26 protein-coding genes are annotated in these 25,146 nt (G+C 36.8%); 13 read left to right on the top strand and 13 right to left on the bottom strand.

All coding sequences use genetic code 11. The features are described 5' to 3' along the window. Window positions 1-335 precede the first annotated feature (335 nt). The 7 genes from ACIQ7T_RS12940 to ACIQ7T_RS12970 all read right to left on the bottom strand — a co-directional run bounded on the left by ACIQ7T_RS12940 (window position 336) and on the right by ACIQ7T_RS12970 (window position 9,461). Window positions 336-695 carry a hypothetical protein gene (locus ACIQ7T_RS12940; protein ID WP_370082484.1) on the bottom strand — a complete coding sequence of 120 codons (360 nt, stop codon included), beginning with the start codon at window positions 693-695 and terminating at the stop codon, window positions 336-338. An 88-nt stretch (window positions 696-783) separates the two neighbouring features. Continuing rightward, the gene (locus tag ACIQ7T_RS12945) at window positions 784-1,296 is read right to left on the bottom strand and encodes a hypothetical protein (protein WP_370082486.1); all 513 of its coding nucleotides are present in this window, start codon (window positions 1,294-1,296) and stop codon (window positions 784-786) included. A 357-nt stretch (window positions 1,297-1,653) separates the two neighbouring features. Further along, the gene (locus ACIQ7T_RS12950) at window positions 1,654-2,727 is read right to left on the bottom strand and encodes a glycosyltransferase (RefSeq protein WP_402870817.1); all 1,074 of its coding nucleotides are present in this window, start codon (window positions 2,725-2,727) and stop codon (window positions 1,654-1,656) included. Between the two features lie 168 nt (window positions 2,728-2,895). Next, window positions 2,896-3,660: a hypothetical protein gene (locus ACIQ7T_RS12955; protein WP_370082490.1), complete on the bottom strand. Its 765-nt coding sequence runs from the start codon at window positions 3,658-3,660 to the stop codon at window positions 2,896-2,898. Between the two features lies 1 nt (window position 3,661). Beyond that, complete coding sequence (locus tag ACIQ7T_RS12960; RefSeq protein WP_402870820.1) at window positions 3,662-7,444, bottom strand: DEAD/DEAH box helicase; 3,783 nt, start codon at window positions 7,442-7,444, stop codon at window positions 3,662-3,664. Window positions 7,445-7,563: 119 nt separating this feature from the next. Continuing rightward, on the bottom strand, window positions 7,564-8,118 hold the full coding sequence (locus tag ACIQ7T_RS12965) for an NADPH-dependent FMN reductase (RefSeq protein WP_402870823.1): 555 nt from the start codon (window positions 8,116-8,118) through the stop codon (window positions 7,564-7,566). Between the two features lie 497 nt (window positions 8,119-8,615). Beyond that, window positions 8,616-9,461 (bottom strand): oxidoreductase, encoded by an 846-nt coding sequence (locus ACIQ7T_RS12970; RefSeq protein ID WP_370082496.1) that lies wholly within the window; start codon window positions 9,459-9,461, stop codon window positions 8,616-8,618. A gap of 262 nt (window positions 9,462-9,723) precedes the next feature. On the opposite strand from ACIQ7T_RS12970, the gene ACIQ7T_RS12975 reads away from it, so the two are divergent. The 6 genes from ACIQ7T_RS12975 to ACIQ7T_RS13000 all read left to right on the top strand — a co-directional run bounded on the left by ACIQ7T_RS12975 (window position 9,724) and on the right by ACIQ7T_RS13000 (window position 14,544). Beyond that, window positions 9,724-10,770, top strand: coding sequence for a PseG/SpsG family protein (locus ACIQ7T_RS12975; RefSeq protein ID WP_370082498.1), 1,047 nt, complete (start codon window positions 9,724-9,726; stop codon window positions 10,768-10,770). A gap of 191 nt (window positions 10,771-10,961) precedes the next feature. Then, window positions 10,962-11,147: an SE1832 family protein gene (locus tag ACIQ7T_RS12980; RefSeq protein ID WP_285397488.1), complete on the top strand. Its 186-nt coding sequence runs from the start codon at window positions 10,962-10,964 to the stop codon at window positions 11,145-11,147. Between the two features lie 54 nt (window positions 11,148-11,201). Next, a complete protein-coding gene (locus tag ACIQ7T_RS12985; protein ID WP_402870827.1) occupies window positions 11,202-12,767 on the top strand; it encodes an ABC-F family ATP-binding cassette domain-containing protein in 1,566 nt (521 codons plus the stop codon). Window positions 12,768-13,414: 647 nt separating this feature from the next. Beyond that, window positions 13,415-13,819, top strand: coding sequence for a transcriptional regulator Spx (spx, locus tag ACIQ7T_RS12990; protein WP_053484570.1), 405 nt, complete (start codon window positions 13,415-13,417; stop codon window positions 13,817-13,819). A gap of 23 nt (window positions 13,820-13,842) precedes the next feature. After that, window positions 13,843-14,286, top strand: coding sequence for a MarR family winged helix-turn-helix transcriptional regulator (locus tag ACIQ7T_RS12995; RefSeq protein WP_402870830.1), 444 nt, complete (start codon window positions 13,843-13,845; stop codon window positions 14,284-14,286). Between the two features lie 63 nt (window positions 14,287-14,349). After that, window positions 14,350-14,544: a hypothetical protein gene (locus tag ACIQ7T_RS13000; RefSeq protein ID WP_402870833.1), complete on the top strand. Its 195-nt coding sequence runs from the start codon at window positions 14,350-14,352 to the stop codon at window positions 14,542-14,544. Window positions 14,545-15,033: 489 nt separating this feature from the next. Here the strand turns inward: ACIQ7T_RS13000 and ACIQ7T_RS13005 are convergent, their stop codons facing one another. From ACIQ7T_RS13005 to ACIQ7T_RS13015, 3 genes are all read right to left on the bottom strand, one after another. Continuing rightward, a complete protein-coding gene (locus ACIQ7T_RS13005) occupies window positions 15,034-15,333 on the bottom strand; it encodes a hypothetical protein (RefSeq protein ID WP_402870836.1) in 300 nt (99 codons plus the stop codon). A gap of 131 nt (window positions 15,334-15,464) precedes the next feature. Next, window positions 15,465-16,013, bottom strand: a complete 549-nt coding sequence (locus ACIQ7T_RS13010) for an RNA polymerase sigma factor (RefSeq protein WP_132360114.1) — start codon at window positions 16,011-16,013, stop codon at window positions 15,465-15,467. Between the two features lie 275 nt (window positions 16,014-16,288). Then, window positions 16,289-17,410, bottom strand: a complete 1,122-nt coding sequence (locus ACIQ7T_RS13015; protein WP_402870839.1) for a LuxR C-terminal-related transcriptional regulator — start codon at window positions 17,408-17,410, stop codon at window positions 16,289-16,291. 144 nt (window positions 17,411-17,554) lie between these two features. Between ACIQ7T_RS13015 and ACIQ7T_RS13020 the strand changes: the two genes are divergently transcribed. From ACIQ7T_RS13020 to ACIQ7T_RS13040, 5 genes are all read left to right on the top strand, one after another. After that, window positions 17,555-18,298 carry an SDR family NAD(P)-dependent oxidoreductase gene (locus tag ACIQ7T_RS13020; RefSeq protein ID WP_370082511.1) on the top strand — a complete coding sequence of 248 codons (744 nt, stop codon included), beginning with the start codon at window positions 17,555-17,557 and terminating at the stop codon, window positions 18,296-18,298. 230 nt (window positions 18,299-18,528) lie between these two features. Further along, window positions 18,529-19,398, top strand: a complete 870-nt coding sequence (locus tag ACIQ7T_RS13025; RefSeq protein WP_370082513.1) for a DMT family transporter — start codon at window positions 18,529-18,531, stop codon at window positions 19,396-19,398. 342 nt (window positions 19,399-19,740) lie between these two features. Next, on the top strand, window positions 19,741-20,073 hold the full coding sequence (locus tag ACIQ7T_RS13030; RefSeq protein ID WP_370082519.1) for a helix-turn-helix domain-containing protein: 333 nt from the start codon (window positions 19,741-19,743) through the stop codon (window positions 20,071-20,073). Window positions 20,074-20,392: 319 nt separating this feature from the next. Beyond that, window positions 20,393-21,190 (top strand): MerR family transcriptional regulator, encoded by a 798-nt coding sequence (locus ACIQ7T_RS13035; RefSeq protein ID WP_370082520.1) that lies wholly within the window; start codon window positions 20,393-20,395, stop codon window positions 21,188-21,190. Between the two features lie 18 nt (window positions 21,191-21,208). Further along, entirely contained in the window at window positions 21,209-21,853 is a 645-nt protein-coding gene (locus ACIQ7T_RS13040) for a methyltransferase family protein (RefSeq protein WP_402870844.1), read from the top strand. Between the two features lie 321 nt (window positions 21,854-22,174). Here the strand turns inward: ACIQ7T_RS13040 and ACIQ7T_RS13045 are convergent, their stop codons facing one another. The 3 genes from ACIQ7T_RS13045 to ACIQ7T_RS13055 form a co-directional block, all read right to left on the bottom strand. After that, window positions 22,175-22,720 (bottom strand): NADPH-dependent FMN reductase, encoded by a 546-nt coding sequence (locus ACIQ7T_RS13045; RefSeq protein ID WP_370082524.1) that lies wholly within the window; start codon window positions 22,718-22,720, stop codon window positions 22,175-22,177. Between the two features lie 150 nt (window positions 22,721-22,870). Next, complete coding sequence (locus tag ACIQ7T_RS13050; protein WP_370082534.1) at window positions 22,871-23,044, bottom strand: peptidoglycan DD-metalloendopeptidase family protein; 174 nt, start codon at window positions 23,042-23,044, stop codon at window positions 22,871-22,873. Window positions 23,045-23,327: 283 nt separating this feature from the next. After that, window positions 23,328-23,774 carry a MarR family winged helix-turn-helix transcriptional regulator gene (locus tag ACIQ7T_RS13055; protein WP_402870847.1) on the bottom strand — a complete coding sequence of 149 codons (447 nt, stop codon included), beginning with the start codon at window positions 23,772-23,774 and terminating at the stop codon, window positions 23,328-23,330. A 149-nt stretch (window positions 23,775-23,923) separates the two neighbouring features. Between ACIQ7T_RS13055 and ACIQ7T_RS13060 the strand changes: the two genes are divergently transcribed. Beyond that, the gene (locus ACIQ7T_RS13060; protein WP_049667871.1) at window positions 23,924-24,328 is read left to right on the top strand and encodes an Ohr family peroxiredoxin; all 405 of its coding nucleotides are present in this window, start codon (window positions 23,924-23,926) and stop codon (window positions 24,326-24,328) included. A gap of 28 nt (window positions 24,329-24,356) precedes the next feature. Continuing rightward, window positions 24,357-24,983 (top strand): nitroreductase family protein, encoded by a 627-nt coding sequence (locus tag ACIQ7T_RS13065; protein WP_370082528.1) that lies wholly within the window; start codon window positions 24,357-24,359, stop codon window positions 24,981-24,983. Window positions 24,984-25,146: the final 163 nt, after the last annotated feature.

A 25,146-nucleotide genomic window follows, 5' to 3' on the forward strand; every position in this document is an offset into this window, starting at 1 on the left:
CGCAGAGCTGATTAAACGGTTAATTTAAGGCTGTTTTCTAAAAGATTGTTGCTGTTAAAACATAAAAAAACAGAATAAATCTACAAAATGTGTAGAATCAACTCTGTTTTTTTGTTTGAAATTTCGTAAATTGAATATTTAACTAAAGTACCTGTTTATCAATATTAGGATTATCAACCATCACATATAACGTAGCCCAATCGGAAACTTCTTCCCTTGTCATTTCACTTTTAAGAACTAATTTTTACAGTTGGTTGCTCCATTCTACACCACCCAGCTATCCTAAACTCAAGCCCCCGTTAGTTCAGTAAGGATTTAACAATTAGTGTTACGAATTATTTTAATGTGTTAGTTTCTCTATCTATTAGATGTTTACCTAAATCTGCATTTGCTCTTTCATAGCCAGCCGTGACTTTCCAACCAAATATATTATTCTGGATTTTCACGTTTGATGTCGTATTAATAACATCTGAACCATTTGTTCTTAATAACAAATAATAAGTATTAGATACATCTGTTTCAACAACATCTATTAGCTGTGTAGAATCATTATCAAACACCGTTGTTATATATTTTTCAATTGCTTCATCACGAGTTGAAAAGTGAGTGGAATATTGATAAATACCAAAGGAAATAATAATTATGACCACGATTGAAAATAAGTAAATCAATAATTTTTTATACTTATTTTTCATGCTACCCCTCCTCTTTTACTTTTCTAGAAACTAATCCGACACCCTACAGAAAGTACCTACTTATTAAACTCGTTAGTTCAATAGGAATTTAATTGTTTGAACTAAACTCTATTAAATTAGATATATTGTATTCTTTTTCTATTTGTTCATTTTTATTGTTAGTCCATGACACGGTGATTTTTTCATTATTAAACGCTTTTCTAATATCATCATCATTCAAACCTTTTGTATAAAAAACAAATTCGTGGTGGTATGTTGCAAAATTTTCATTTTCATTATCCTGACTATACCATTCACCATTCCAATATCGTGTGATGTCATCTATTCCATTCAACACTTGCGGCAGATTCTCAAATTTATACATTTCGATTTTTCTTTCTTTCACTGAATCTGTATGTTCCATAGTGAAATTAAACTCAAAAATTTTAAAGTCTTCCTGCTTTGGTTCAATTAAATCTTTAGTAGCACCAATTTTTCTGTATTCTTCATCACTTACTGGAGAAACCTTGGCTTCAATTTCTATCAGTGGTGCTTTATCATTACATGCTGTTAGTAATACTAAACAAACTAACACAACGAAAATCAAACTTAATTTTTTCATAATCACACTCCAATATATTCAATATTTGGATATCCAAATTATAACATTAACTCTTCAACTAAACTGCCCCGTTAATTGAATAAAATTGCCTAATTTAAAGAGCAAATTCACGTTAATTGTGAATTTGCTCTTTTTCTATGCTTCAAAAAAATGTTTACGATGAACTGCATACTCAAACTCTCAAAACATATGTTGAGTTAACAGAATGTTCACAAAATCGAAAGGGGATGAATGAATGGATGCTCGAACTTTCAGACCTCGGAATGTGATTTGTATGACAATTGTTGTTTTTATATCGATGTTAATTGGTTACGGGATATATATAAATTTTATTGATGTTCCTTTTCCATGACGGCCTTATTTCTTTAACTGACTTAACAAGAATTTTCGGTTGTCTAGTATGCGCTGATCTTTTGGCTTAAATTTACGCGCTGCTTCATTATGCTGATATGCATTTTCATAAAGACGCAAGCAATTGTATAACAAGCTTAGCTGTAAATGTGGAAGCCATGTGGAATAAGCATGCTTGTGTGTAGCCATTGTCTGTTCTATAGGTTGCTGTAATGCTTGTGAATACCAGTAAATAGCCTCTTTATTTTTCGATTGCTTCATAAAAAAGTGACCGATTCGACAGCATGTTTCTGGTCTTGGTCGATCATATAATAATGATTGTAAAATAGCTTGTGTTGCTTGTTTTGAATCGTGTAGCTGTTGGTAGCAATCCGCTAAATTTAAGCAAGCTTGAATTTGATTATCAGCAGGTCCTTTTGCGGAATCTAAGAAAATATTATAGTGATTGATTGCTTCTAAAAATCGCTGATGAATTTTGAGCTCATTTGCGTAATGAAAAATTTCTCTAGCTGAAAATGGGTGCCCTTCTTTCTTTAAACGCTCATAAATATTAATATTGCGATGAATATCACTTTTTCTTGGCAAATGTGTAATTGCTATATCACTATGATAGAGCTGGCCTGTTACGTCTAAATATTCATGGACGGCACCCTGCCACTGAAAATTACGTGCACGTTTTACGAGACGAAATCTTTTTTCACTGGATTCTACACAGCCATCTGCATCGAGCGTTACATAATAATCCATGGAAACAGCATCGACATTTGGATGATAAAGTGACTGTTTAAGTTGTAGGAACTTTTGCTGATGTTCTGTTGTGATCACGTCATCTGCATCGAGCCATAAAATAAAATCTTTCGTAGCTTGTTGAAAGGAAAAGTTTCGAGCTTTGGCAAAATCATCGCACCAGGTAAAGTCGAAAATTCGAGAGGTATAGTTTCGGACGATATTTTTTGTACGATCAGTTGAGCCCGTATCAATAATATTGATTTCATCCACTAAATGTTGAACGGAGTCTAGGCATCTTTCAATAGTACATTCTTCATTTTTAACAATCATACATAAACTAATCGTAAACATCGGTCCCCTCCTTTTTTTGTAATAATATATGCAAACTTAAAAATTTAACGAGGCTATTTACCATTTTATCTCCTAACTTTTTGAATTTATCACCCAACTTTTCCGTTTTATCGACATACGCCTCAAAAAGCACAAAAAAACGAACGCTGCACACGTTCGTTTTTTGTCTTATAAATATTGTTCACGCCACCGTAGTTGTTCTTTTTCTGTAAGCTGTTGTTCTAGGTGCGAATCCCATTGATTTAACAGTGCATTCCATATACGAACGAACAAAATATTTTGTTCTTTATCGTGAAGGACAAATTCAAGGCATGGGATATCATTGATTTGTTTAGCGTCTGTTTCAACAATTTTTGAAATTATTTTTTGAGAGGCTCCGGCTCCAGCTTCAGCTTTTTCCCCATCCTCTTGCTGTAGCGCTTCTATTAACATTGCTTCTTCGAAATGCTCCTGCTTCTCAGCCTCTTCATCCACATAGCGATATAGTTCTGGTAGATCATCGTATTCTTCCATATTGTCCTCGTCGACAGCAAGAAATGCAAGATGGCATGGGCTATAGTAAAGATTAGCCATTTCTACATCTAGCTCCTCTTCGAAGATGCCACGTTCCAGTTGCTGCTGTCCTTTAGAGGTTAATCTATAGAAGTTTTCCATTTGCTCAATAAGACTTACTCGAGACATTAACGATACTAAATCCTCAATAAATAACGGATCGACTAGTAATAGCTCACTTAATTCTTGTGCGTTTGCAAAATCCGCTTCCTGTATGCTCATTAACAGCATTGTCATCAAGACATCCATCGTAGAACGACGAACTGGCTCATAGGTCACTTCTACTGTTCGAATCGGGATGCTCCATTCATCGGTTTTGACGATTTTAATATTGCGATTTTGCTGAATTTCTCGCATTAAGCGCTGCTGTAATTTTGACAATCTACATCACCTGTCCTTCATGATTACGCAAGCCGTTATAGGATTTCACGGTCTTTAACAGATTGCTGTACATCTCTCGTGTATCTGGATGCTTCGCACGTTTGGCAAACATCTCAGCACTTCCGACAAGTAATAATAGTTCCCGTGCACGAGATAAGGCAACGTTTAAGCGGCGATAATCTCTTGCAAAACCAACGTCTCCCCCTTTAGGCGTATTACGTACCATACTAACTAGTATGACGTCCATCTCCATACCTTGGAACTTATCGACTGTCCCAGTTCTAAATTGAAGATGCGGTAGCTGTAATTCCTGTTGCAGAAGGCGATTGATTTTCTTTACTTGCTCCCCATAGAAGCTAATTACTCCAACACTTTTTTGTGCATCCTGAGGTATACGTCCAGCTGCTTTAGCTTCAATAACAGACTTATTCAAATCTATTAAAATACGACGAATTGTTTGTAATTCACCCTCATTGTAACGACTCGTTCCGCCCTTTACCTGCTCCTCTAAATAAGGTTTTTCAGTTGGAATATCAACCCATAACAAATGATCATCTCGGTTTACAAATTGTCCTTCTAGGCAATGGTCTCGTGCTGCATCCGAATCTGGTAAACCACATTGCAAACCATTTTCCTCTTTCGCGTAAAACGGTGTAATACTGTGCATAATTTTTTCATGCATTCGATACTGCAATGCCAGCATTTGCTTATGTGTTTGCGGTAAGTTATTAAATAAGCGTTCAAACAGTGATTCACGCAGTAAATTTTTCAACTCCTGTGCGCCGTCAAAGTTTGGATTTCCATCGAGCATTGCTTTTAATGTTTCCTCCAACGTATCGTCTCCAAGTAGTGGAGGTAGCTGATGATGGTCGCCTACTAAAATAACTTTCTTCCCCTTAAGCATTGGCAATAATAGCTCTGGTGGTGTTGCCTTGGATACTTCATCAATAATGACAACATCAAATGTCGGGTAGTTCTCCATAAACTCCTTACTTGCCGAAGCAACACATGTTGTACCGATAACATTCGCATGACGCACATATAATTTACGAATTTCATCTAAATCATATTCAGTAGCATTTTGCAGCTTGTCACGCCATTGCTCTTGTAATTTTTTTCGAAGAGGTAGTTGCTGTTCCTTGCGCTGTAATTCCACTATTGCTGTTTTCGAAGATGCAATTGCTTCCACCACTTCCTCGGAAGTGCGCTCTGGTGTTGATTGTAGAAGCTTTGTGCAAGCTGTGAGCTGCTTCTCCTTCTTCAGTCCAGCTATATTAATTTCTTTTATATTTTCTTCTAATTGTGTTAGCTGTTGTTCAATCTCTTGTAAGCTAGTCTGCGCTGTTTGAAGTGCCGCTTTCTTTGGTAGAAGCTGTGTATGAGCATGCTCTACTGCCTCAAGCTGTTGACGTGCTGTTTGAAGAGAAGATTTCGATTGTGACACAAGCATTTTTAAATGTTCTACAGACTCTTCTGGCTCGGCATCAATTTGGAATGCCTCAGCTAGCTGCTGAAGTCGTTCTGTATGTTGTAAAAATGGCTGCAATTGTCGCTGTAAGCTTTGAACGTCAAAGCTAGTAATCGCGCATTCTTGATGTACTAAGCCACCAATACCTTTACGCAAGGATTCAAATTCCCGATCTTTATGATCTTGTTGTTGTTTAAGAGCTACACCTTTTTGCCAGACAAAATCACGACGCATATATAAACCGAGCAAGAAACTCTCAATTTGCTCGGCAGGCGGTGTTTGTTCATCTTGAAAGGCTGTATTAAGCTGCGCAAAAACACCTGTTAAATTTTGCAACGAAAACGATTGAACTTGCTGCACTCTACTTTTAGCAAGGGCACGTTCTTTTTCTTCACCAGATACTAACGATTCCAGCTTTGCGATCGCTTTTTGCAAACGTGAATTGATGGTTGCCCATGCCTCTAAATCTTTGGCATCCTCTAAATGCTGCAAGCGATTAATTTGCTGTGACAGCACATAGGATGGGCGAATGTGATAGTGCTGTAAAAATCGTTCAATTCGCTCATAGGACGTTAAATTACTAATATATTGTTCGGCTTCCTTCATTAATCGAAGACGATTATTTTCCTCTTCATATTTCGATTGGATATCTTTGAACTGCAGTGCTAAATGCTGCTTTTGCTCTTGCAGCTCCTTATATTGAGCAGCTGCTTCCAATTGCTCCATTTTTTGAGTAGTTTCTTCTATAGTAAGCTTTAGCTGCTCTATAGATGGGCTTTCAGCAAGGGTTTGCTCGAGCGACTTTACAGCAGGCTCGATTTGCGCCAGCTGTTTTTCGTAATGCTCTTTATGTGCCTCATTCTCCTGCTGTTCAGCTTTTGCTGCCTTTAATTCTTTCTTTAACGCTTGTATTTCCTGCTGTAAAATGGGCTCGTCAATTGTGGCCTGTTCTTTTGCAGCTATTTCCTTTGTTAACTCCTCAAGCCACGCCTCAAGCTTTTCTAGCTCTTCTTCAGCCTTGGTAATACTTGATTTTAGTTCTTGTTCACGTTCTGTAAAGGCTGTAATTTCCTCTTCGATCGCTGCAAGAGTTTGCTCACGCCAATGAAGCGCAACATTTTCCTCAATAAATTTCTTACCCTCTTCTTCAATACTTTCCGTTCTACCGTAACGTAAAATTCGAATTTCTTGATTGGAAAGAAGTCGTCCTAATGCATTATCCACGGCTAGATTTGATTGAGAAGCCACGAGTGTTTTTAAGCCAGCCTTAACATTTTGCTGACAAATTTCAGAAATAACAGTTGTCTTACCTGTACCAGGAGGACCTTGAATGACATACAAATCTTCAACAGACAATGCTCCTAAAACAGCCCGTCTTTGATATTCGTTTAAATTATTGTGAAAAACAATATCCTCTCGAAGCTTTGATGCTCGGACAGTTGGGCGTTTTTCAAATAGTATTGTCTCTAAATTAGGGTTAACTGCCTCGCCTTTTTCTAGCTTTGTAAAACCATTGCGCAATCGTCTAATTTGACTCAATGTCGCAAAATTACTAAAGCTTGCTTGCTTTGAACGAAGGTTAAGTTGATCTTTACGTGCTAAATCCTGCACAAAGGGCTTTAAGTCAATTTCTATTGTCTGCTTCCCTGCATGAGCCTTTAATACTTGTCCAATTTCACCGCGTACCCCTTGAATGCTCACACTTAACCCTTCAAGCTTCTTCCATTCCTTCGATTTTATATATGGGCAGACAATTGTCAGCCTAGTAAAATCTTCATTAAAATAGCTTTGCTTAAACTCTGTATGAATATCATCAATGGTCGCATCCCGTTCTTGAATTTTTAAATAGCCTTCCCAGCTCGAGATACGCTTTTTCACATATTCCGTGCGTTCCTCGGCTATCGGTAGCCCTCTTATTTTCGTATGAAGATCAAGCGGTATCCCTGCTCCATTATTAGGTCTTGTAACAAATTCTAATGCTGCTGGTAAGCGCCGGTTTGTATTGATTGGGCCCCGCATATGTACAAAACGAATATTTGTAGCTAGCAATCCTTCAACCTTTAGCACACAATCCATAATGGCTGTTTTCTCAGCAATGACGTCGGTTAGCTTTTCATTTTGCTCCGCATTAAAATAAATCGATAAAAATGTTTCACCAACTGTTTTTGCTTTGCGCTTTTCGATATAGACGGTGAATGTTTTTTGTAAGGCAAAAAAGGCATGCTCATTTGCTGAGCATTCCTCTACCGCTTCCTTCGCCTTATTAGTCAATATTAGACTACAGCGTTGTTTTTCTAGTATAGCGATGTCCTGCATGAGCAGCCCTCCCTTCCGTTTCACTAAAAATCTATTTTATCACATCGTAAAAGGATACTTGAAAAGAAAAATCCCCTGCACAGTGATTTCTTTCCACTGCACAAGGGATGAATTTTATTTTAATGTTGATCAATCGGTTCTTTCGGCAATGTTTTGCTCATTTCACAATACTGTACAAAAACACGAGCCAATTCACGTAAACGACTATGAACATCTTCGTCGACAATCTTATTATCTGCATCAAAGTGAGATGTGTGTGTGTATACATAGTTCGGCGTTACAAGTGCACGGAAGTAATCTAAAATTGGTTTCAACTGATTTTCTACTACTAAATGGTGCTGATACGTACCACCATTTGCCACAATCGATACAGGCTTATAGCGCATTGTTTTCGGATGCAAGAAGTCAAATGCATTTTTTAAAACGCCTGGAATCGATGCTTGGAAAATCGGTGTAGCGATAATATACGCGTCCGCTTCTTCGAACTTTTGAATCATTTCCTTCATGTCATCATTTAACGGTGAACCGTCTACAATTTGATGCTTATATTGACTAAAATGCATAATTTCTAACTCGAAACTTGCATCTAATTCTTTAATATATTGCTCCACTTGTTCTAAAATAGCACCAGTTTTACGACCAAACATTGTGCCATCAACGAGTAAAATTTTCATTTTCACTTTGCCTCCACATTCATTTCTACAATAATATTGTAACAAATGAAAAGAGGCACGGAAAGAATTGTGGTGGTTGAAAGCGTAAATTCAGTCTTTAGGCGGAATGGAGTCTACGCAGGAAATATGATTTTGAAAAAAACTTTTGGCATGTTGATTGTTTGTTATTAAAATAATATTTTCACAAATGAATTTGTTACTACTACTTAGAAGACGCTGATTATTACTACGGGCTACTCGCTTCCCTGCGTATTAAGTTGATTGGAGTGGAGACTGGGCGACTCCTTGGGAATTAGCGATAGAGGAACGAAGGCTAAAACCATCACATCCTGTGATAACGCCTTCGTGACCAACATCCTGTTGGCCCGAGTCCCTGCAGCGAAGCGAAGCGGCTCATCGGACGCCCCCAGGAAGCTTTGCTCTGTGCGAAAGCGAAGCGACAGCAACAAAGCGCCCAATCGAAACGGAAATCAACTCCACGTTACGGTGATGAACCTTTATTTATCCTGACGACGTTGGAATTTTACTTCTTTATCAACAACGGTTTCCTCTATTTTATATTTATCTCGATTAATCACGACTTCCCGATTTACTTTATCGCCTTCATCGTTAGAACTCGATAATTTGCGATTATCCCAATTAAATAAATTCTCCCTTGAAACATCCTCACCCTGCGTTTCAGGGAAATCTAGCTTAGCCAATTCCTGAGATGGATAAATTGTAACCGGCTGTTTATTGCCATACAGCGCAATAACGATCATCGCCTTCGCAACCTGGGAAGCTTCTATAGCTCTTGAACGCTTTAATGGCCCAACTAATAACGGCTTTACTAGCTTTAAAGCTTTCTCTCCCGCCTTTTCACCTAAGCGAAATTCCTCTCTATCGCCAACCAATAAAGATGGGCGAATAATTGAAAGCCTCTGTAAACCTAGCTCTATAAGGTCATGTTCAAGCTTTCCTTTTACTCGATTATAGTAAAATGATGAACTTTCATTTGCCCCCATTGCTGTAATGACTAGCATATGTGGGATTCCTCGATTTTTCGCTAATGAGGCAATTGTTAGCGGATATTCAAAATCAACTTTCTCAAATTCCTCACGTGATCCTGCCTTTTTAATCGTTGTTCCTAAACAACAATAAAGCTCATGTGCAAATTCGATATCTTTTTCCTCTAAAGTATCAAAATTACGAATTTTTACTTCTAGCTTCGGATGCGTAAATGCTAGCGCTCTTCGTGCAATAACCGTAACTGAAACATATTCATCGTTTTCACATAATTGTTCTACAAGAGAGGTACCTGTTAATCCAGTAGCCCCTACAACAATCGCTGCGCGCATTCCCATTGGTTGTACCCCCTTCTATGTTCATATGTCCCAGAAGTCACTCTGCCGGAACAATAGTTTTGCTGAAAAACTGCAACAATCCTATGTATCTTCTTGCAAACTCTACTTTATTTATCGGTCAAAGAAAGAGCTCTTACTCATTTAATTTTATGTTTTTATCAATTATGCCTCGGTCAAAATGATTTAATAATCCTAATTTTTTACACATACTTGCCCTTCATCCACCATAGTTTAAATAGACGGATGAAAGGATGGGATACATTTGCAAAACGAAATTCAAACAACGGAACTAAAAAAGACGATTGTTTTCATTATTGAAAGCTGTATCGATAAAGGGCTGTATCCTTTTGAACGGGTTGCCACGCTGGCCAAGCTACTTACAAATGAAAAAGTTTTCATATTTGTAAAGACCCCTTCAAATGATGGGATTCAAATTTTAATGAATGAAAATCTCTCGCCAATCTTATTTGAACATTTCGATGAGCTACCAAAGCAAATGAAAGGTATTCAGCCTGATTTAATTGTAAGGGATGGTCGTAACTCTGAAAGCTGGCAAGTACAAAATTTACGACCATTCTGCAAAACAATCATTCATTTTGATGATTTGGGTGAAGGTGGCCAAGCCTGTGACTGTGTATTGCTAGCACTCTATCAAGAAGTTAAAGATTATTTACCATCTCATTATATTGGTGGTAGTTTCAACTTCGCATTACCACAAGCTTTTCAGAATTTTGATGATCGACCAGACAGTAAAATACCTGAAAACCCACCTCATATTGTTGTTGCTTTTGAGGATGGGGACGAGCATAACTTAACCTACCGTACTCTTCGACACTTAACGCAGCTACAAATTCCACTACAAATTACAGTGATGATTGATGATAGCTATCGACACGCAACAGATGATTTGCAAATGATGGTGCTTAGTCGTCGTAATACTGCCATTCTTCGTGATAAAAACGCACTCCTTAAACTATTACCAAAAGCAGATGTTATTATTTGTAACGCTAACTATACACCTTATAAAATCGCCTCTTATGGTGTACCTTGTATTACTCTTGCACAAACTGAGGCTGAGCTATTACATGCCTTCCCTCGCGAACAGAACGGCTTTATTCACCTTGGACTTGGTCGCAAAATGAAGCAATCACAAATCCAAAACGCTGTCATGGAATTTTTATTACATGAGGCCCGAAGCGAACGAGCTGTTAAAAAACAACGACAGCTCAATCTAGCAAGTAACAATGAAGCACTACAGTCCTTGCTTTTAGATTTCGCTTACGATCGACATAATATCGCTTCTACTTAGTGATTCTTTGCAGGTGGATATGATACAATATAGTAGAAATTTCACTTTCACTTATCTGTAATTACAAGAAGTGAATTCAAGCAACATAAGTACCCGATTGATAGTAACTAATAAGCGGTGGGGGATATAAAAACCTCCATCGCTTTTACACGCATTCGTTATACAACTAAACACATAAAGGAGCAATCATCATGCCATCAAAAAGTGATATTGAATATCAAATTAAAGAACTTAAAATGGATTATATGAATTTACAGGGCGACATCGAAAAGCTTGAATCTACAGGTCATAATGATCAAGTAGCAAAAGCAGAGCAACGCCTTGCAAATATGGAAGCCACGCTAGCGGAATTAAATAAACAATTAGCAGAACTATAAAAATGATATTAGCGGTTATAAAAAAAGCTTAGCCGCTATCTCGGAGGAACATATATGGCAATATTAACAGTTGAAAATTTAGGTCATTCATTCGGTGACCGCACACTTTTTAAAGATGTCTCTTTTCGTCTAGTTGAAGGTGATCATATTGGTCTTGTAGGTGCAAACGGTGTTGGTAAGTCAACATTAATGGGCATCATTACGGGCCAAGCTATCCACGATACTGGTAAAGTTGAATGGCTTCCAGGAACGCATTATGGCTATTTAGATCAGCACACTGTATTGACAGCTGGCCGAACTATGCGTGATGCATTACGTGACGCTTTCCTTCCTTTATATAAAAAAGAAGAAGAGCTCAATGAAATTACAGGAAAAATGGCTGAGGCAACACCTGAAGAATTAGAAGTTTTATTAGAGCAAATGGCTGAGGTGCAAGATGCTCTGGATGCAGGTGATTTCTATTCGCTTGATATGAAAATTGATGAGGTTGCACGAGGTCTTGGTCTTGATGCAATCGGCTTAGAACGTGATGTTGCTGCCCTTTCCGGTGGTCAACGTACAAAGGTTTTACTAGCCAAGCTATTACTTGAAAAACCAAAAGTATTATTACTAGATGAGCCGACAAACTATCTTGATGAAGAGCATATTACATGGTTGAAAAACTATTTAAAGAACTATCCACACGCTTTCTTACTAATTTCGCATGATACAGAGTTTATGAATGAAACGGTGGATGTTATCTTCCAACTAGAGTTTTCAAAATTGACTCGCTATACTGCGACATATGAAAAGTTTTTAGAGCTTGCTGAAATCAATAAACGCCAGCACATCGATGCTTATGAAAAACAACAGGAATTCATTAAAAAACAAGAAGATTTTATTGCGAAAAATAAAGCTCGCTACTCAACTACTGGTCGTGCAAAATCTCGCTCCAAGCAGCTTGACCGCTTAGAGCGTATCGACCGTCCTGAAACAGCTGTAAAGCCTGAATTCGGCTTTAAAGAGGCACGTTCTTCTGGTCGTTATGTAGTAGAGGCTGAAAACTTAGTCATTGGATACGACAAGGAAAAGCCATTACTTCCTCCACTTACATTCGCTATTGAACGTGGAGAAAAAATTGCTCTAGTCGGTATGAATGGTGTCGGTAAATCAACATTATTAAAAACGATGTTAGGCAAAATAAATCCGCTAGATGGAAAAGTGATTCGTGGTGACTATCTTTACCCATCTTACTTCGAACAAGAAGTAAAAGCTGGAAAAATTACACCTATTGATGATGTGTGGAATGCCTTCCCTTCTATGGAGCAAGCACAAGTACGTGCAGCATTAGCACGCGCAGGACTAAAAACGGATCATATTACTCGCCCACTTAATTCTTTATCTGGTGGTGAGCAAGCAAAGGTACGTTTATGTAAGCTCATGATGGATGAAGCAAACTGGCTTCTATTTGACGAACCGACAAACCACTTGGATGTCGATGCAAAAGATGAGCTAAAGCGTGCCATGAAAGAATTTAAAGGCACAATCGTACTAGTAAGCCATGAACCTGATTTCTATGAAGGTTTAGCGACAAAGGTTTGGGATGTCCAAGACTGGTTTACTTCAGGACAACAAAACTAGAAATATTATCAATATGGGCAGTTACCGGCGTGATTCATGGATCACTCGGGGCTGCCCTCTTTTTTGTTTTGTGCCTCGATTGTGGGTAGTATCAATTTGACGGTGGCTTTGAGCTACATGAGTGGTTTTTTGGTCTACCTGAGCAGTTTTTCGACCTACCTGAGCAGTTTCTTGGCATACCCGATCAGTTTCTTCGTCTACCCGATCATTTTTTTGGCCTACCTGAGCAGTTCCCCTACTATCCAAGCTTTTGAAAACAGCCCTCTTCCCGGCCCCAAAATAAAAAATTTATTTATCTATGCATAAAAGCCAGCATAAAATCATATTAATAATCAGTGGATTAACAATATATCTATCTCCTTTAAAACAGACTATTTCTCTCTATATTAGAACAGCTCTCTTTATACTATGAACTTCTATTATTAATATTGAGTAAACTTACATCATTGTAAGCTGAATTTGCGAAACTTTTCGCTCTTTTACGCGTATATTTTAGTGTAGTAGAAAAAATTCATTTCTGTTTAAAATTTTTCAAATAACTATTGATTTATATATAGCTTACTAGTAAGATATATGTATAACCTAATTAACTTACTAATAAGATATATATTAAATATAATCCTAAAAAAGAAAGCGGGGAATGAAGAATGACAGTTACAATTTATTCACAAGCGAGCTGTTCTTCATCCAGAAAAGCATTAAAATGGTTAAAAGATCACAAAATCGAATATAAAGAAAAACGTATTACTTCACATCCACTAACACTTGCTGAATTTAAAGAAATTTTAAGCATGACAGAAGATGGAACAGACGAAATCATTGCAACTAACTCAAATGATTTTAAAAATTTAAATGTTGATATTGATCAGCTCTCTATTCAAGAGTTGTTTGCCATCATCCAAGCTCACCCAAGAATGTTACGAAGCCCAATCTTAATTGATGAAAAACGTATTCAAGTTGGGTACAATGAGATGGACATTCGCCGTTTTATTCCACGCAGAGTACGTGCTTATGAGTTAAACGCGATGACAAGATTGGCACAAGAAAGTTAAAACAGTTTTGGAGTTGACCTTATATGGATCAAGAAAAAGAAAGAGCCATTACCTCGTTGTTTGAAGTAGTATCTTCCATTGAGCGTAAGTGGGCAAACGAGTGGAATAATCATAATGTACTCGGCTTTTCAAAATCCCATATTTTAATTTTAGACTACTTATCGCAGGAGGGACCAAAGCGCCCTTCTGCCATTGCTGATCGGTTAAAAGTGACGACAGGTGGTGTCACTGTTTTAACAAGTAAGCTCATTAATGCTGGCTTTATTGAAAAAACACAGCATGCAACAGATCGCCGAGCATCCCAATTGAAAATTACAGTTGATGGCGAAAATATTTTAGAAGATTCCCGTCAGCAAGTTAGCGCAATTATACAAAATATGTTTGGTATGCTGTCAGCTGATGAGGTACAAACATTACGAGATATTTTTGCAAAATTACTCAACGTTGAACCTAATCGACATGAGTAAACGCTTCATTTTCACACCGTAAAAAGTTAGATATGAATCTAACTTTTTGCGGTGTTTTTCTTTTTGGGCGAGTTTACGGTAACTTCCCCACCCCAATCGCTTCTATCAGCGATTTCCGATGCTTTATCAGCGATACTTGCTCTTTTATCAGCGATGTTTGGGGTTTTATCAGCGATTCTTGCTCTTTTATCAGCGATGTTCACCGGTGTTGACGGAAATAACTGCAGAGTGATGGATAGAACAGGCAAAGTGACTTGACTAAAGTCACTTTGTCTAGCGGTGGGATTTCGAGGTTTAGCAGAGTTCCTTGCTAGCGGCGTTCTTTGCTTGGTTTGCGGCGCAACTCTTTGCTTTAGCGGCGTTCTTTGCTTGGTTTGCGGCGCAACTCTATGTTTTAGCGGCGCTCCTCCTTTGGTTAGCGGCGCAATTCACAGTTTTAGCGGCGAATCCCAGTATAAGCTGGGAAATTTAGCAAAACTAAAGTCAGGGTTGAAAAACTTTGTATAGAATTTTACACAATATTAAGGGTTTGACTCGGTTTACCGGCGATTCTTGCTCTTCTATCAGCGATGTTCGGGTTTTATCAGCGTTTCTGCCCTTTTACCAACGATGTTCGAGGTTTTACCAGCGATTCTGAACCTTTTATCAGCGATGTTCGAGGTTTTATCAGCGATCCTAGCTTTTTTACCAGCGATGTTCGGGGTTTTATCAGCGATTCTTGCTCTTCTACCAGCGATATTCGAGGTTTTACCAGCGATTCTGCCCTTTTACCAACGATGTTCTAGGTTTTACCAGCGATTCTGAACCTTTTATCAGCGATGTTCGAGGTTTTATCAGCGATCCTAGCTTTTTTACCAGCGATGTTCGGGGTTTTATCAGCGATTCTTGCTCTTCTACCAGCGATGTTCGAGGTTTTACCAGCGATTCTTGCTCTTCTATCAGCGATGTTCGAGGTTTACCAGCGATTCTGAACCTTTTACCAGCGATGCTCGGGGTTTTACCAGCGATGTCCATTCTCCACCAACTTTCACCATCAACGATGTTCATCCTCCTTGCTATAAAAATCCATACAAAAAAAAAGATGCATCGCAAAATAATTTTGCGATGCATCTTTTCTTGGATTGGCCGAGCGAATACTTCCGACTAAGTAATTATGCTAGTGCGACCAATGCATTTAATTATGCTGGCAGCACAGACTCTACTATGGATGCATCGGCCATTAGCATTTCTTTTAAACGAGCTTTTGCTCGGAATAAGCGCGATTTCACAGTACCAATTGAAACTTTCATAATTGATGAGATTTCTGCAAGTGAAAATTGGTCTATGTAGAAATACCATAATGTTTTACGATAGATTGTATCTAATTGACCCATTTTATCCTGTACTAATTTAGTAACAATATCTTTTTCAATTTTTTCTTCTGTTGAAATGTCATTGTTGGGAACCAAATCTAATATCGGTACGTCTAATGTTTCAGGTTGGTTCATCATGTATTTACTACGTCGTGTCTTTTTACGATAGCGATCTCTAAATGTATTCATTGTAATTGTTGTTAGCCAAGCTTTAATATGCTCCACCTCGGCAACGCTATCTTCATAGCGCACAACTTTTACCCATACTTCTTGCATTAAATCTTCAGCTTCTACATTATTGCGAGTAAGTTTTAAACATAAGTGGTATATGTAACGATTGTATTCTTCATATACGCCTTCTAATTTTTCATTCATTGTGTATTCCTCCGCTTCTTGTTCTTGCTTCTATACACATTCTCGCAAAATAATGTATTACACTCTATCGTATTGGCTTTCAATTACATTACAATCGTGTAAGCTTAATTGCTTTCACTTGTAATATTCGTAAATAATGTTTTATTACTATATTTATTATTCGGAGAAAAGCTTTATAACACGCCCCTACTCCTTCTTTTTTATTGTATATTCAATAGTATTCCCTTAAATTTTTTAACGCAAATTAATTCGGATTTTTCATACATTTTAAACACTTAATACAACAGTCCCATTCGAAAAGCAGAAGCGACAACTTGAGTACGGTTTTTTGCTTTTAGCTTTGTCATTAAACTACTGACATAATCTCTTACTGTGTGCTCGCTTAAAAACAGGAAGCTACCTATTTTTTTATTGTCATACCCTTCTGCTAATAAACCCAAAATCATTGCTTCCCGTTCAGTTAAGTGAAGCTCTGAGGATTTCTCCGCTTTTTCACCTTTTCTTGATAAAAATAACCCTAAGCGTTGCCCAACTTGTTCAAGTAACTGTAATTCATCTTTAGTGCAATCAAATTCTTCACCTAGCTGATCAAATGTCAGCCACCCAAACAATTGATCTTCATGAATAATCGGTATAAAAATCACAGAGGACAAATCAAATAATTTTATATGCGCTTCTTTTACATAATTTTTAGGGTTTCTTAAATAAATAGGTTTCTTGGAACCAAAAACTAAATGTTGTGCAGTGAGCTGCCCCTTCATGCTCTGTACTTTTGAAAGCTCCGCCCCAATGACCCCGTAGAATTGATTTGACCATGGGGCATATGCATAAAAGACGCATCTTTTATATCGAAAATACTCTTCACATTTTTTTAATATATAGGCTAAATCTTGATATCCCGAGCAACGAATTAATAGCTTATTAAATTGATCTAGGAATAGAAGGTTTTTCAGTTCCAAACTTTCATGTGATTTGGAATTTGTCTTATACTCTTCCTCATACTTGTTATAACTTTGAACAAGATAAGTAAACATCGATAGTAAAAACATTAATATTACGTTCATTCGGCTATGTTTCTGTTGAATCATAAAGGTAATCAAGGACTTCTCAAAAATTAATTGAAACAGGTTAAAGCTTCTCATATCTATAATGGATAATTGTGATTGAAGCCACGTATCTAAATAATCACCATATGCTTCATTTATATCTTCAATATCGATATGAGTTAACAGAAGAATAAACGAATCCAACAGCATCGTAGTCCTTTTTCGTTCCGACTCAGAAATAGAAGGCTCTAGATTAAGATAGATATTTATATTTTCTTCTAGCTGTTTGCTATAGATTTTAATAAACAAGACGAATTCTTGGAATGTAACTTCTTCATTTGAATGGGTCATATAAATCCTGCTCCTTCACAATTAATTACCCTATAAATGGACGATATAAACTCAATATTATACAGCATCTTATAGGATAGTATTTCAGAATCAAACGAGTATGATGTAAATATACCAACAGCAAAATAAAAGGCGGGATAAAAAATGAAATTAAAAGATAAAGTAGCAATCGTAACAGGTGGCGCAAGTGGCATTGGCGAAGCGACTGTTCGCCTATTTGTTGAAGAAGGAGCAAAAGTAGTTATTGCAGATTTTTCTGATCGTGGACAAAGCGTTTCAGAAGAATTAAATAGTAATGGATATGATACTCTTTTCGTCAAAACAGACGTAACAAAAGAAGAGGATATCAAAAACATGATTAATGAAACGGTTAATAAATACGGTAAGCTAAATATTATGTATGCAAACGCTGGCGTAGCTGATGATGCTCCAGCACATGAATTATCCTACGAAAAATGGAAAAGAACGATTGATATTAATTTATCGGGTGTATTTCTTTCTGATAAATATGCAATTGAACAATTTCTTAAACAAGGTACAGGCGGTGTTATCGTTAACGCTGGTTCCATTCATAGTTTTGTTTCCTTACCAGCTCCAACAGCCTACTCCTCTGCAAAAGGTGGCGTAAAACTGTTAACACAAAACTTATGTACTACTTATGCAAAAGAAGGCATACGTGTTAATGCCGTATGTCCGGGATACATCGAAACTCCCCTACTCTCTGAAGTAGATGCTCAACAGAAAGAATATTTAGCTTCACTTCATCCACAAGGCAGACTAGGAAAACCAGAGGAAATAGCAAAAGCCGTGCTATTTTTAGCAAGCGATGATGCAAGCTTTGTCAATGGTACTACCCTACTTGTTGATGGCGGCTATACAGCTCAATAATCTATTACATGGTCTGAATTCGGTACATTTTACCGGGCTCAGATCATTTTTTTCTCTCAAATTCAAAAAAATGTTATATGATAAATGAAATACTATAAAAGGAGCTGGTTATATTATGATCTTTTCACCATTATTTGAACACGATGTACCTGAAGTTATTCTCCCTTAACGGAGAATCTTCATATCTCCGTTAAGGACAGGTATTGTCTAGAGATAACGGAGGGGAAAAAATGAAAAATACCTTATTAGGTTCCTTATATTTATCACTTGCTGCTAGCATTTGGGGCGGCATGTATGTAGTAGTAAAGGTAGTTGTCGATACCGTACCACCTTTAGAATTAGTATGGCTACGCTATATGATTGCAATAATTGCTTTGATCATCATTGGCATTATTACAAAACAATCGTGGCGAATTGATAAACGAGACTGGCTGTTAATCTTTATGATTGGGCTAATTGGAAATACGATTTCTATCGTTGCCCAAGAGATGGGTACTATGCTGTCTACTGCTCAAATGGGCGCCATCATTACAGCAACGACACCGGCATTTATGGTTGTTTTTGCGAGATTCATTTTAAAAGAAAAAATCACTTTAAAAAAAGCTGTTTCTATTATTCTAGCGACATTTGGGGTCTATATGATCGTAGGAAGTGCACATATCGATTCCTCACATCAATTAGGTGGGGTTGCTTTACTAATCGCTGCCCTAACCTGGTCACTGATGTCCGTCCTTATTAAACGGGTACCGGAGCAGTATTCACAAATCGTTGTCACTAGCTACGGAACACTTGTCGCTATCATTGTTTTAACACCTTTAGCCATTCCACGATTAAAAAATTTAGACTTCCATGCTATGGTAGAACCATCAATCTGGGGCGGCCTACTCTACTTAGGCGTTATCTCTACAGCGTGTGGTTTCTTACTGTGGAATCGTGGATTACAGATGCTGAACGCCGCAAGTGGTGGTTTATTTTTCTTCTTTCAACCAATCGTCGGTACCTTCCTAGGATGGCTATTACTAGGCGAACAAATCGGCCTATCCTTTTGGGCTGGAACTGCATTAATCTTTAGCGGTGTACTATTAGTTATTCGAGAATAAACATACTAAAAGCTGAATGATCTCATTCAGCTTTTTATAATTTAGCGAGAACCTAGGTTAGTTAGAAATAAAAGATTCCGAATTCAGGTGCTCACAATATTCTCTTATTAGTTTCCATTCATCATTTTGTTCTTTCCTAAATCTCTGAACAAATAATTTCACTACATTAAAAGCAAACGTAAGGAGTAAAACCCATTAATTCATCTTTCATGACCTCTAAATATTAAATTTTATAAATATTTCTACCACACTAATGCCCAGATTTTTTGAAGCAGAACCCGTATTAAAAAATGTGGAGAGGAAATTTAATCAATATCCATTTTCTTTAGGGGGTAAGCACTTATGACTAACCAATTTTTTGATGACATGATGAAAAGTATTCAACAAGCGCAAGATTTTATAGAGGGTAAGCCAGGTAGAACAAGATCCCGTGAGATTATTGTAAGAGAGTTACCACAATATAATTCTCAAGCTATTAAAGAATTACGTACTCAATTACAATTAACGCAAAAATTATTTGCTGGTTTAATGGGCGTATCAGTTCGAACAGTGGAATCTTGGGAAAATGGTCAAAATCAACCTAATGGTTCAGCAGTACGCTTGATGGAATTTCTTAAAAATCATCCTCAATTAAAAGAAGAGATCATTAGTGGCGATGATGAAATGTACTTATAATGATAGTCACAACCTCTGAAGTTGATCCAAGAAGTCCTTTTTTACATGACTTTCTGGATCAACTTTTTCCTTTTATCTAAATAAATAATATCCCCATATAAAACTGCACCTTAGATTTCTTATCAACAGTTTGACTAACACCTGTGGAATGTATAACCAACTTGAGGTTTAAATCAAATTCATTGAACTACTCCCACCCTAATGCAGTCTCACAATCAACTTCCGCCAATATTTTATATGACGATAAAAAAATTTAGTTACATTGATATTGACCCTCCCCTTACAGGAAGCATTATATTTAAAACAGGAGGTGATTGTTATGCTTACAATCGGTGAGTTTTCAAAGATCTCACATCTCACATTGAAGACTCTTCGCTACTATGATGAAATTGGACTTTTAAAACCTGCATTCATAGACGCTAAAAACAACTATCGCTATTATAATATTTCTCAATTAGAAACAGCTTTATTGATTGCACGCTTAAAAAGCTATTTATTTTCGTTAGAAGAAATCAAGGTTATTTTAGCTAATTGGGAGGATGCCGAACTTCTTCACTCTAAAATGAAAGCCAAGCAGGAAAATCTGACACAACAGATTACATTTTATTCTTCGTTGTCAAAAAAATTAAAGCTTGATATTCAGCTATTAGAAGAAGAGGAAAATATCATGGGTTATTTAGATCAGATTGAGATTAAACTTGTGGATCACTTAACCTATCATATAATATCTCAACGAAAACAAATAAATACCGCTGATTTTCTAAGACACTTTAATGAGTTGTTTAGTAAAATTTTGTTTGAGAATTTATCACCTATTGCTAAACCACTCGCTATTTTCCATAGTTCAGAATATGAACCTGAAAATTATGATGTAGAAATTGCCATTCCTCTTGCATTGCCCACAAATAAAACAAAAGTATTTAATCCTGGTCTTTGCGCAATGGCTACGCTTATTGGCTCTTACTATGAATTACCTTCTATTCATACAAAGCTGCATGTTTGGATTGCTGAAAATAACTATAAACTGAACGGTGCTCCGTTTGAAATTTATCAAACGGACCCCTATAGCACACCGGAGGAGAGTAATATCATTGAGGTATATTTTCCTATAAAATAAATGAAGGAGCGTCTCACAATGTATGGTATTAACAAGTCAACGATAAAAGAAAAATTCTTGATTTTAGTTGCTGAGATTATCTATTTAATCATTGCCTATTATTTACTTTTCATTACATATGACAAATCAGGCATTTCACTAGGGCTTTTTATTGCATTAATTATTACAGCTATACGATTAACAGCTATGATGTTTATATGGTTGCCTAGGGGGATTGCATGGCAAGAAGCCATCATGAATAGTCTAGCTTTCGGGATTTATTATTTAGGTTTCCCCATTTTAATGATTACTAGTAATCAGGATCCAAACTTAATAGTACTTATTGTAGGCTGGATATTATTTTTAGGTGGCAGTATGTTAAACACGGTTTCAGAATTACTTAGAAAACCTTTTAAAGACAATCCTGAAAACAAAGGTAAACTATATACAGGCGGTTTATTTAAATATGCGATTCATATTAATTATCTCGGAGATTGCCTTTGGGTACTAGGCTTAGCGCTAATCTCTAACAATATTTATAGTTTGCTTATCCCTCTATTTTTATTCTTAGTATTTATTTTTGGCTATATTCCAAAATCTGATGATTACTTACAAAACAAGTACGGAGAACAATTTACATTATATAAACAGAAAACTAAAAAACTAATTCCTTTTATTTGGTAAATAGTAACGAAATTTGAAAACGGAGTATTCAAGATCACCTATTGTAGGGTGATCTTGAACTCGTTAACCAATTACCATTTCAACCAGTTATCTAAAGTAGCATTTCCTAACTCAATGTTGTAATCAGCAAACGCTTGTTGTTTCGGTGTTAATTTCTTTTCCACAAAAGAAAAAGCCTTACTGTGCTAGAAGTAAGACCTTTCTACTGCGGTAAAATATTTAATTGTCGATAGCTAATTTTAGATACCTTGGAAGAGCTACGCCACCATATCGTAAGGTAGAATTGTGCTTTATAGTGCATCCGTGCACTTGTTGATTATGTTATTTATTAATCTCGTTTACTAAACTATTGATAAGGTCAATAAGTGATTGCTTGGTGCTCTCGTCTTTCACTGTGGCATTATCATTAAATTTAGTTCCGACAGCCGGAACTAGCAACGATCCATTTTCAACAATAATCGTATCAATCATGCCTAGAGTAAGTAGTAAAGATTCATGCGCTTTGTCTCCTCCAGTAACTGATGGAGAAGCTGTTATAACAGCTACGGGTTTTTTATAAAGTTCGGCAGACGAAACAAGCCACTCTAAAGAATTTTTCAAAACTCCTGGAACACTTTTTGCATATTCTGGCGTACAGATTATAAGTGCATGTGCTTCAGCTAACGTTTTTCTAAAATTCTCTACAACAGCTGGTGGTTCCGTTCCATCTATATCTGGGTTGAAATGCGGAAGATCTTTTATTCCGTTATAAATAGAATAATCAATACCTTCAGGAATAAAAGTTGCTAAAGCCTTTAATATATTCGTATTGGAAGAGCCTTCTCGAATGCTACCTGAAATAGCTATTATTTTTTTATGTTTCTCCATTCTATCACCTCTTGCATAGAATACTTGCACAAATACATAAAAATCAAAAATTTTGAACTATCTTATTGAATAGTAACTTAATCCCGCATTCATCTCACCTATAGAGGTGAGAGACTTCCATACCTGACACTTTGCTTTCGCTTCGTATGTTTAAGATATTGTATCCCCTTGTATTGGCTCATTACCATCTTTAAAAAGAATACGAATGGACTTTCCATATACAATATCCGGGGAATCCATTACCTGAAAATGAATATGAGGTTCTGATGAATTACCAGAGTTTCCGCATTTCCCAATAAGTTGCCCTTCTGTTACGATGTTGATTTTACTAAAATTGCGTTCTTTTTAAAATGTGCAACCATACTAAATTCATTATTAGCATGTTCAATCACGACATAGTTTCCTGCTGCATTACGTTCATCCATTTCAACGCTTCGATTTCTTTTTAACAGTTATATTAATTTGTAGGATATAGCCATGTCTTTGGGGTTTGTGGGCTAGATTGGATATAAAATAAAAAACGCCAACTTGATAGCTGGCGTTAACATTTTGTGGCTGAATCCTATGTGATTGATCCAATAGTTCAGGGAGAGACTCATAAATCATTTTATTTTCCTAGCTTTTCATCTTTGATTGGCAAGTCGTTTAGTAAAATATCTTGAAGGGCGTTTTTCAGCTGCACATACTGCTGCTCTGAAATGTTGGTTTGCTTCATTACTTGACGTGACACTTCAGGTAGCTTTTGGCGTACTTCAATTCCTGCTTTTGTTAAATAGATTTGCATTTGTCGCTCGTCGTCTTTGGAACGCTCACGACGGACGTAGCCTGTTACCTCTAACTTTTTTAATACTGGTGTTAATGTACCAGAGTCTAAAAATAAACGTTGCCCCAATTCCTTCACTGTAATTTGCTCATCGTCCTCTATCGCTAGTATGGCAATATAACCTGTATAAGTTAAATCGTATGGCTTTAATAACAACGTATATTGTCGAATGATTTCCTTTGAAGTCGCATACAAAAGAAAGCATAGTTGATTATCTAAATGATTCGGCATGGGAATCCCCTCTTAAAGTACTTTTGATACTAATATTAAAAATAAAGTTTCTACTTGTCAAACACAATTAAATTGTATACAATCTATTACGCACAATTAAATTGTGCACAATCTAATTTAATTGTGCCACATAAAAGGAGGTTAATCTTATGAAAGAATTATATACAACAACAATGATTAATAACGGTGGCCGTAATGGTAAATCGTATGCAGAGGATCAATCATTATCATTAAATATTGCACCACCTGGCTCGAAATTAGCGGATGTTACAAACCCAGAACAACTATTTGCAGCAGGTTATAGCGCTTGCTTTAATAGCGCGTTAGATTTAATTAAACGTCAAAAGAAAATTCAAGGGGCATCAACAATTAAAGCAACGGTTAAACTAATGGAGCAAGCTGCATTTGACTACGTGCTTGCTGTTGACATTGAAGGACATATTGAAGGCTTATCGATTGAAGAGGCACAGCAATTATTAGAAATTACACATACCGTTTGTCCATATTCAAAAGCGACAATGGGCAATATCAATGTAACAATTAAAGCGGTTTAATTTATATTTAGTAAAAGAGGGAAATAAAATGACAACAACTAAACCAGTAAAACAAATTATGCACGAGCGTAAATCAGTTCGTAAATACAATGCTAACACAACGATTTCTCGTGAAACGATTATGCAACTGTTAGAAGATGCAACTTCATCCCCATCTTCAAGCAATATGCAGCCATGGCGCTTTATCGTCATCGATGATAAAGAAATCCAAAAGAACATTAATATTTTTTCATTTAATCAAGAACAAATCGAAACAGCATCTGCCATTATCGCTGTCATTGGAGATACAGAAATGTATCTAAATGCAGAGGAAATTTATGCAAAAAATGTTGAGCTAGGCTATATGCCTGAAGAAATTGCAAGTAAGCTTGCCCAGGATTCCCTAGCAATGTATGGTGCGATTCCAAAAGAAGCGCTTCTAAATATCGTTCACTTTGACGCAGGCTTAATTTCAATGCAAATTATGCTATTAGCGAAGGAAATGGGCTATGATACAGTCGCAATGGGAGGCTTCGACAAATCAAAATTTGCTGAATACATGGAGTTACCACCGAACGAAGTACCTATTTTATTACTAGCGATTGGCGAGGCAGCTGGACCAGCTTATGGTTCTTCACGTCTTCCAATTGAGCGCCTTGTACGCTTCAATAAATAATTTATCGGTTGTACGATCGATTTTGGCAATGTCCTTGAATGCATTTGGAGGACATTGCTTTTTTATAAATGACGGATTGTAATATTAAGTGCAACACCTAGAAGTCAATATAAAGGAAGCCCATAACGACCTCGTGTAGAATGTAGTTACCACACAAACATTC

This window comes from Lysinibacillus sp. NPDC096212 (genome assembly GCF_044763105.1).
In the GTDB taxonomy this organism is placed as follows: domain Bacteria; phylum Bacillota; class Bacilli; order Bacillales_A; family Planococcaceae; genus Lysinibacillus.

Coding starts and splice junctions, on each gene's coding strand:
- ACIQ7T_RS12940 (WP_370082484.1), bottom strand. CDS start 695: ATGAAAAATAAGTATAAAAAATTATTGATTTACTTATTTTCAATCGTG.
- ACIQ7T_RS12945 (WP_370082486.1), bottom strand. CDS start 1,296: ATGAAAAAATTAAGTTTGATTTTCGTTGTGTTAGTTTGTTTAGTATTA.
- ACIQ7T_RS12950 (WP_402870817.1), bottom strand. CDS start 2,727: ATGTTTACGATTAGTTTATGTATGATTGTTAAAAATGAAGAATGTACT.
- ACIQ7T_RS12960 (WP_402870820.1), bottom strand. CDS start 7,444: ATGCAGGACATCGCTATACTAGAAAAACAACGCTGTAGTCTAATATTG.
- ACIQ7T_RS12965 (WP_402870823.1), bottom strand. CDS start 8,118: ATGAAAATTTTACTCGTTGATGGCACAATGTTTGGTCGTAAAACTGGT.
- ACIQ7T_RS12970 (WP_370082496.1), bottom strand. CDS start 9,461: ATGGGAATGCGCGCAGCGATTGTTGTAGGGGCTACTGGATTAACAGGT.
- ACIQ7T_RS12980 (WP_285397488.1), top strand. CDS start 10,962: ATGCCATCAAAAAGTGATATTGAATATCAAATTAAAGAACTTAAAATG.
- ACIQ7T_RS12985 (WP_402870827.1), top strand. CDS start 11,202: ATGGCAATATTAACAGTTGAAAATTTAGGTCATTCATTCGGTGACCGC.
- spx (WP_053484570.1), top strand. CDS start 13,415: ATGACAGTTACAATTTATTCACAAGCGAGCTGTTCTTCATCCAGAAAA.
- ACIQ7T_RS12995 (WP_402870830.1), top strand. CDS start 13,843: ATGGATCAAGAAAAAGAAAGAGCCATTACCTCGTTGTTTGAAGTAGTA.
- ACIQ7T_RS13005 (WP_402870836.1), bottom strand. CDS start 15,333: ATGAACATCGTTGATGGTGAAAGTTGGTGGAGAATGGACATCGCTGGT.
- ACIQ7T_RS13010 (WP_132360114.1), bottom strand. CDS start 16,013: ATGAATGAAAAATTAGAAGGCGTATATGAAGAATACAATCGTTACATA.
- ACIQ7T_RS13015 (WP_402870839.1), bottom strand. CDS start 17,410: ATGACCCATTCAAATGAAGAAGTTACATTCCAAGAATTCGTCTTGTTT.
- ACIQ7T_RS13020 (WP_370082511.1), top strand. CDS start 17,555: ATGAAATTAAAAGATAAAGTAGCAATCGTAACAGGTGGCGCAAGTGGC.
- ACIQ7T_RS13025 (WP_370082513.1), top strand. CDS start 18,529: ATGAAAAATACCTTATTAGGTTCCTTATATTTATCACTTGCTGCTAGC.
- ACIQ7T_RS13030 (WP_370082519.1), top strand. CDS start 19,741: ATGACTAACCAATTTTTTGATGACATGATGAAAAGTATTCAACAAGCG.
- ACIQ7T_RS13035 (WP_370082520.1), top strand. CDS start 20,393: ATGCTTACAATCGGTGAGTTTTCAAAGATCTCACATCTCACATTGAAG.
- ACIQ7T_RS13040 (WP_402870844.1), top strand. CDS start 21,209: ATGTATGGTATTAACAAGTCAACGATAAAAGAAAAATTCTTGATTTTA.
- ACIQ7T_RS13045 (WP_370082524.1), bottom strand. CDS start 22,720: ATGGAGAAACATAAAAAAATAATAGCTATTTCAGGTAGCATTCGAGAA.
- ACIQ7T_RS13055 (WP_402870847.1), bottom strand. CDS start 23,774: ATGCCGAATCATTTAGATAATCAACTATGCTTTCTTTTGTATGCGACT.
- ACIQ7T_RS13060 (WP_049667871.1), top strand. CDS start 23,924: ATGAAAGAATTATATACAACAACAATGATTAATAACGGTGGCCGTAAT.
- ACIQ7T_RS13065 (WP_370082528.1), top strand. CDS start 24,357: ATGACAACAACTAAACCAGTAAAACAAATTATGCACGAGCGTAAATCA.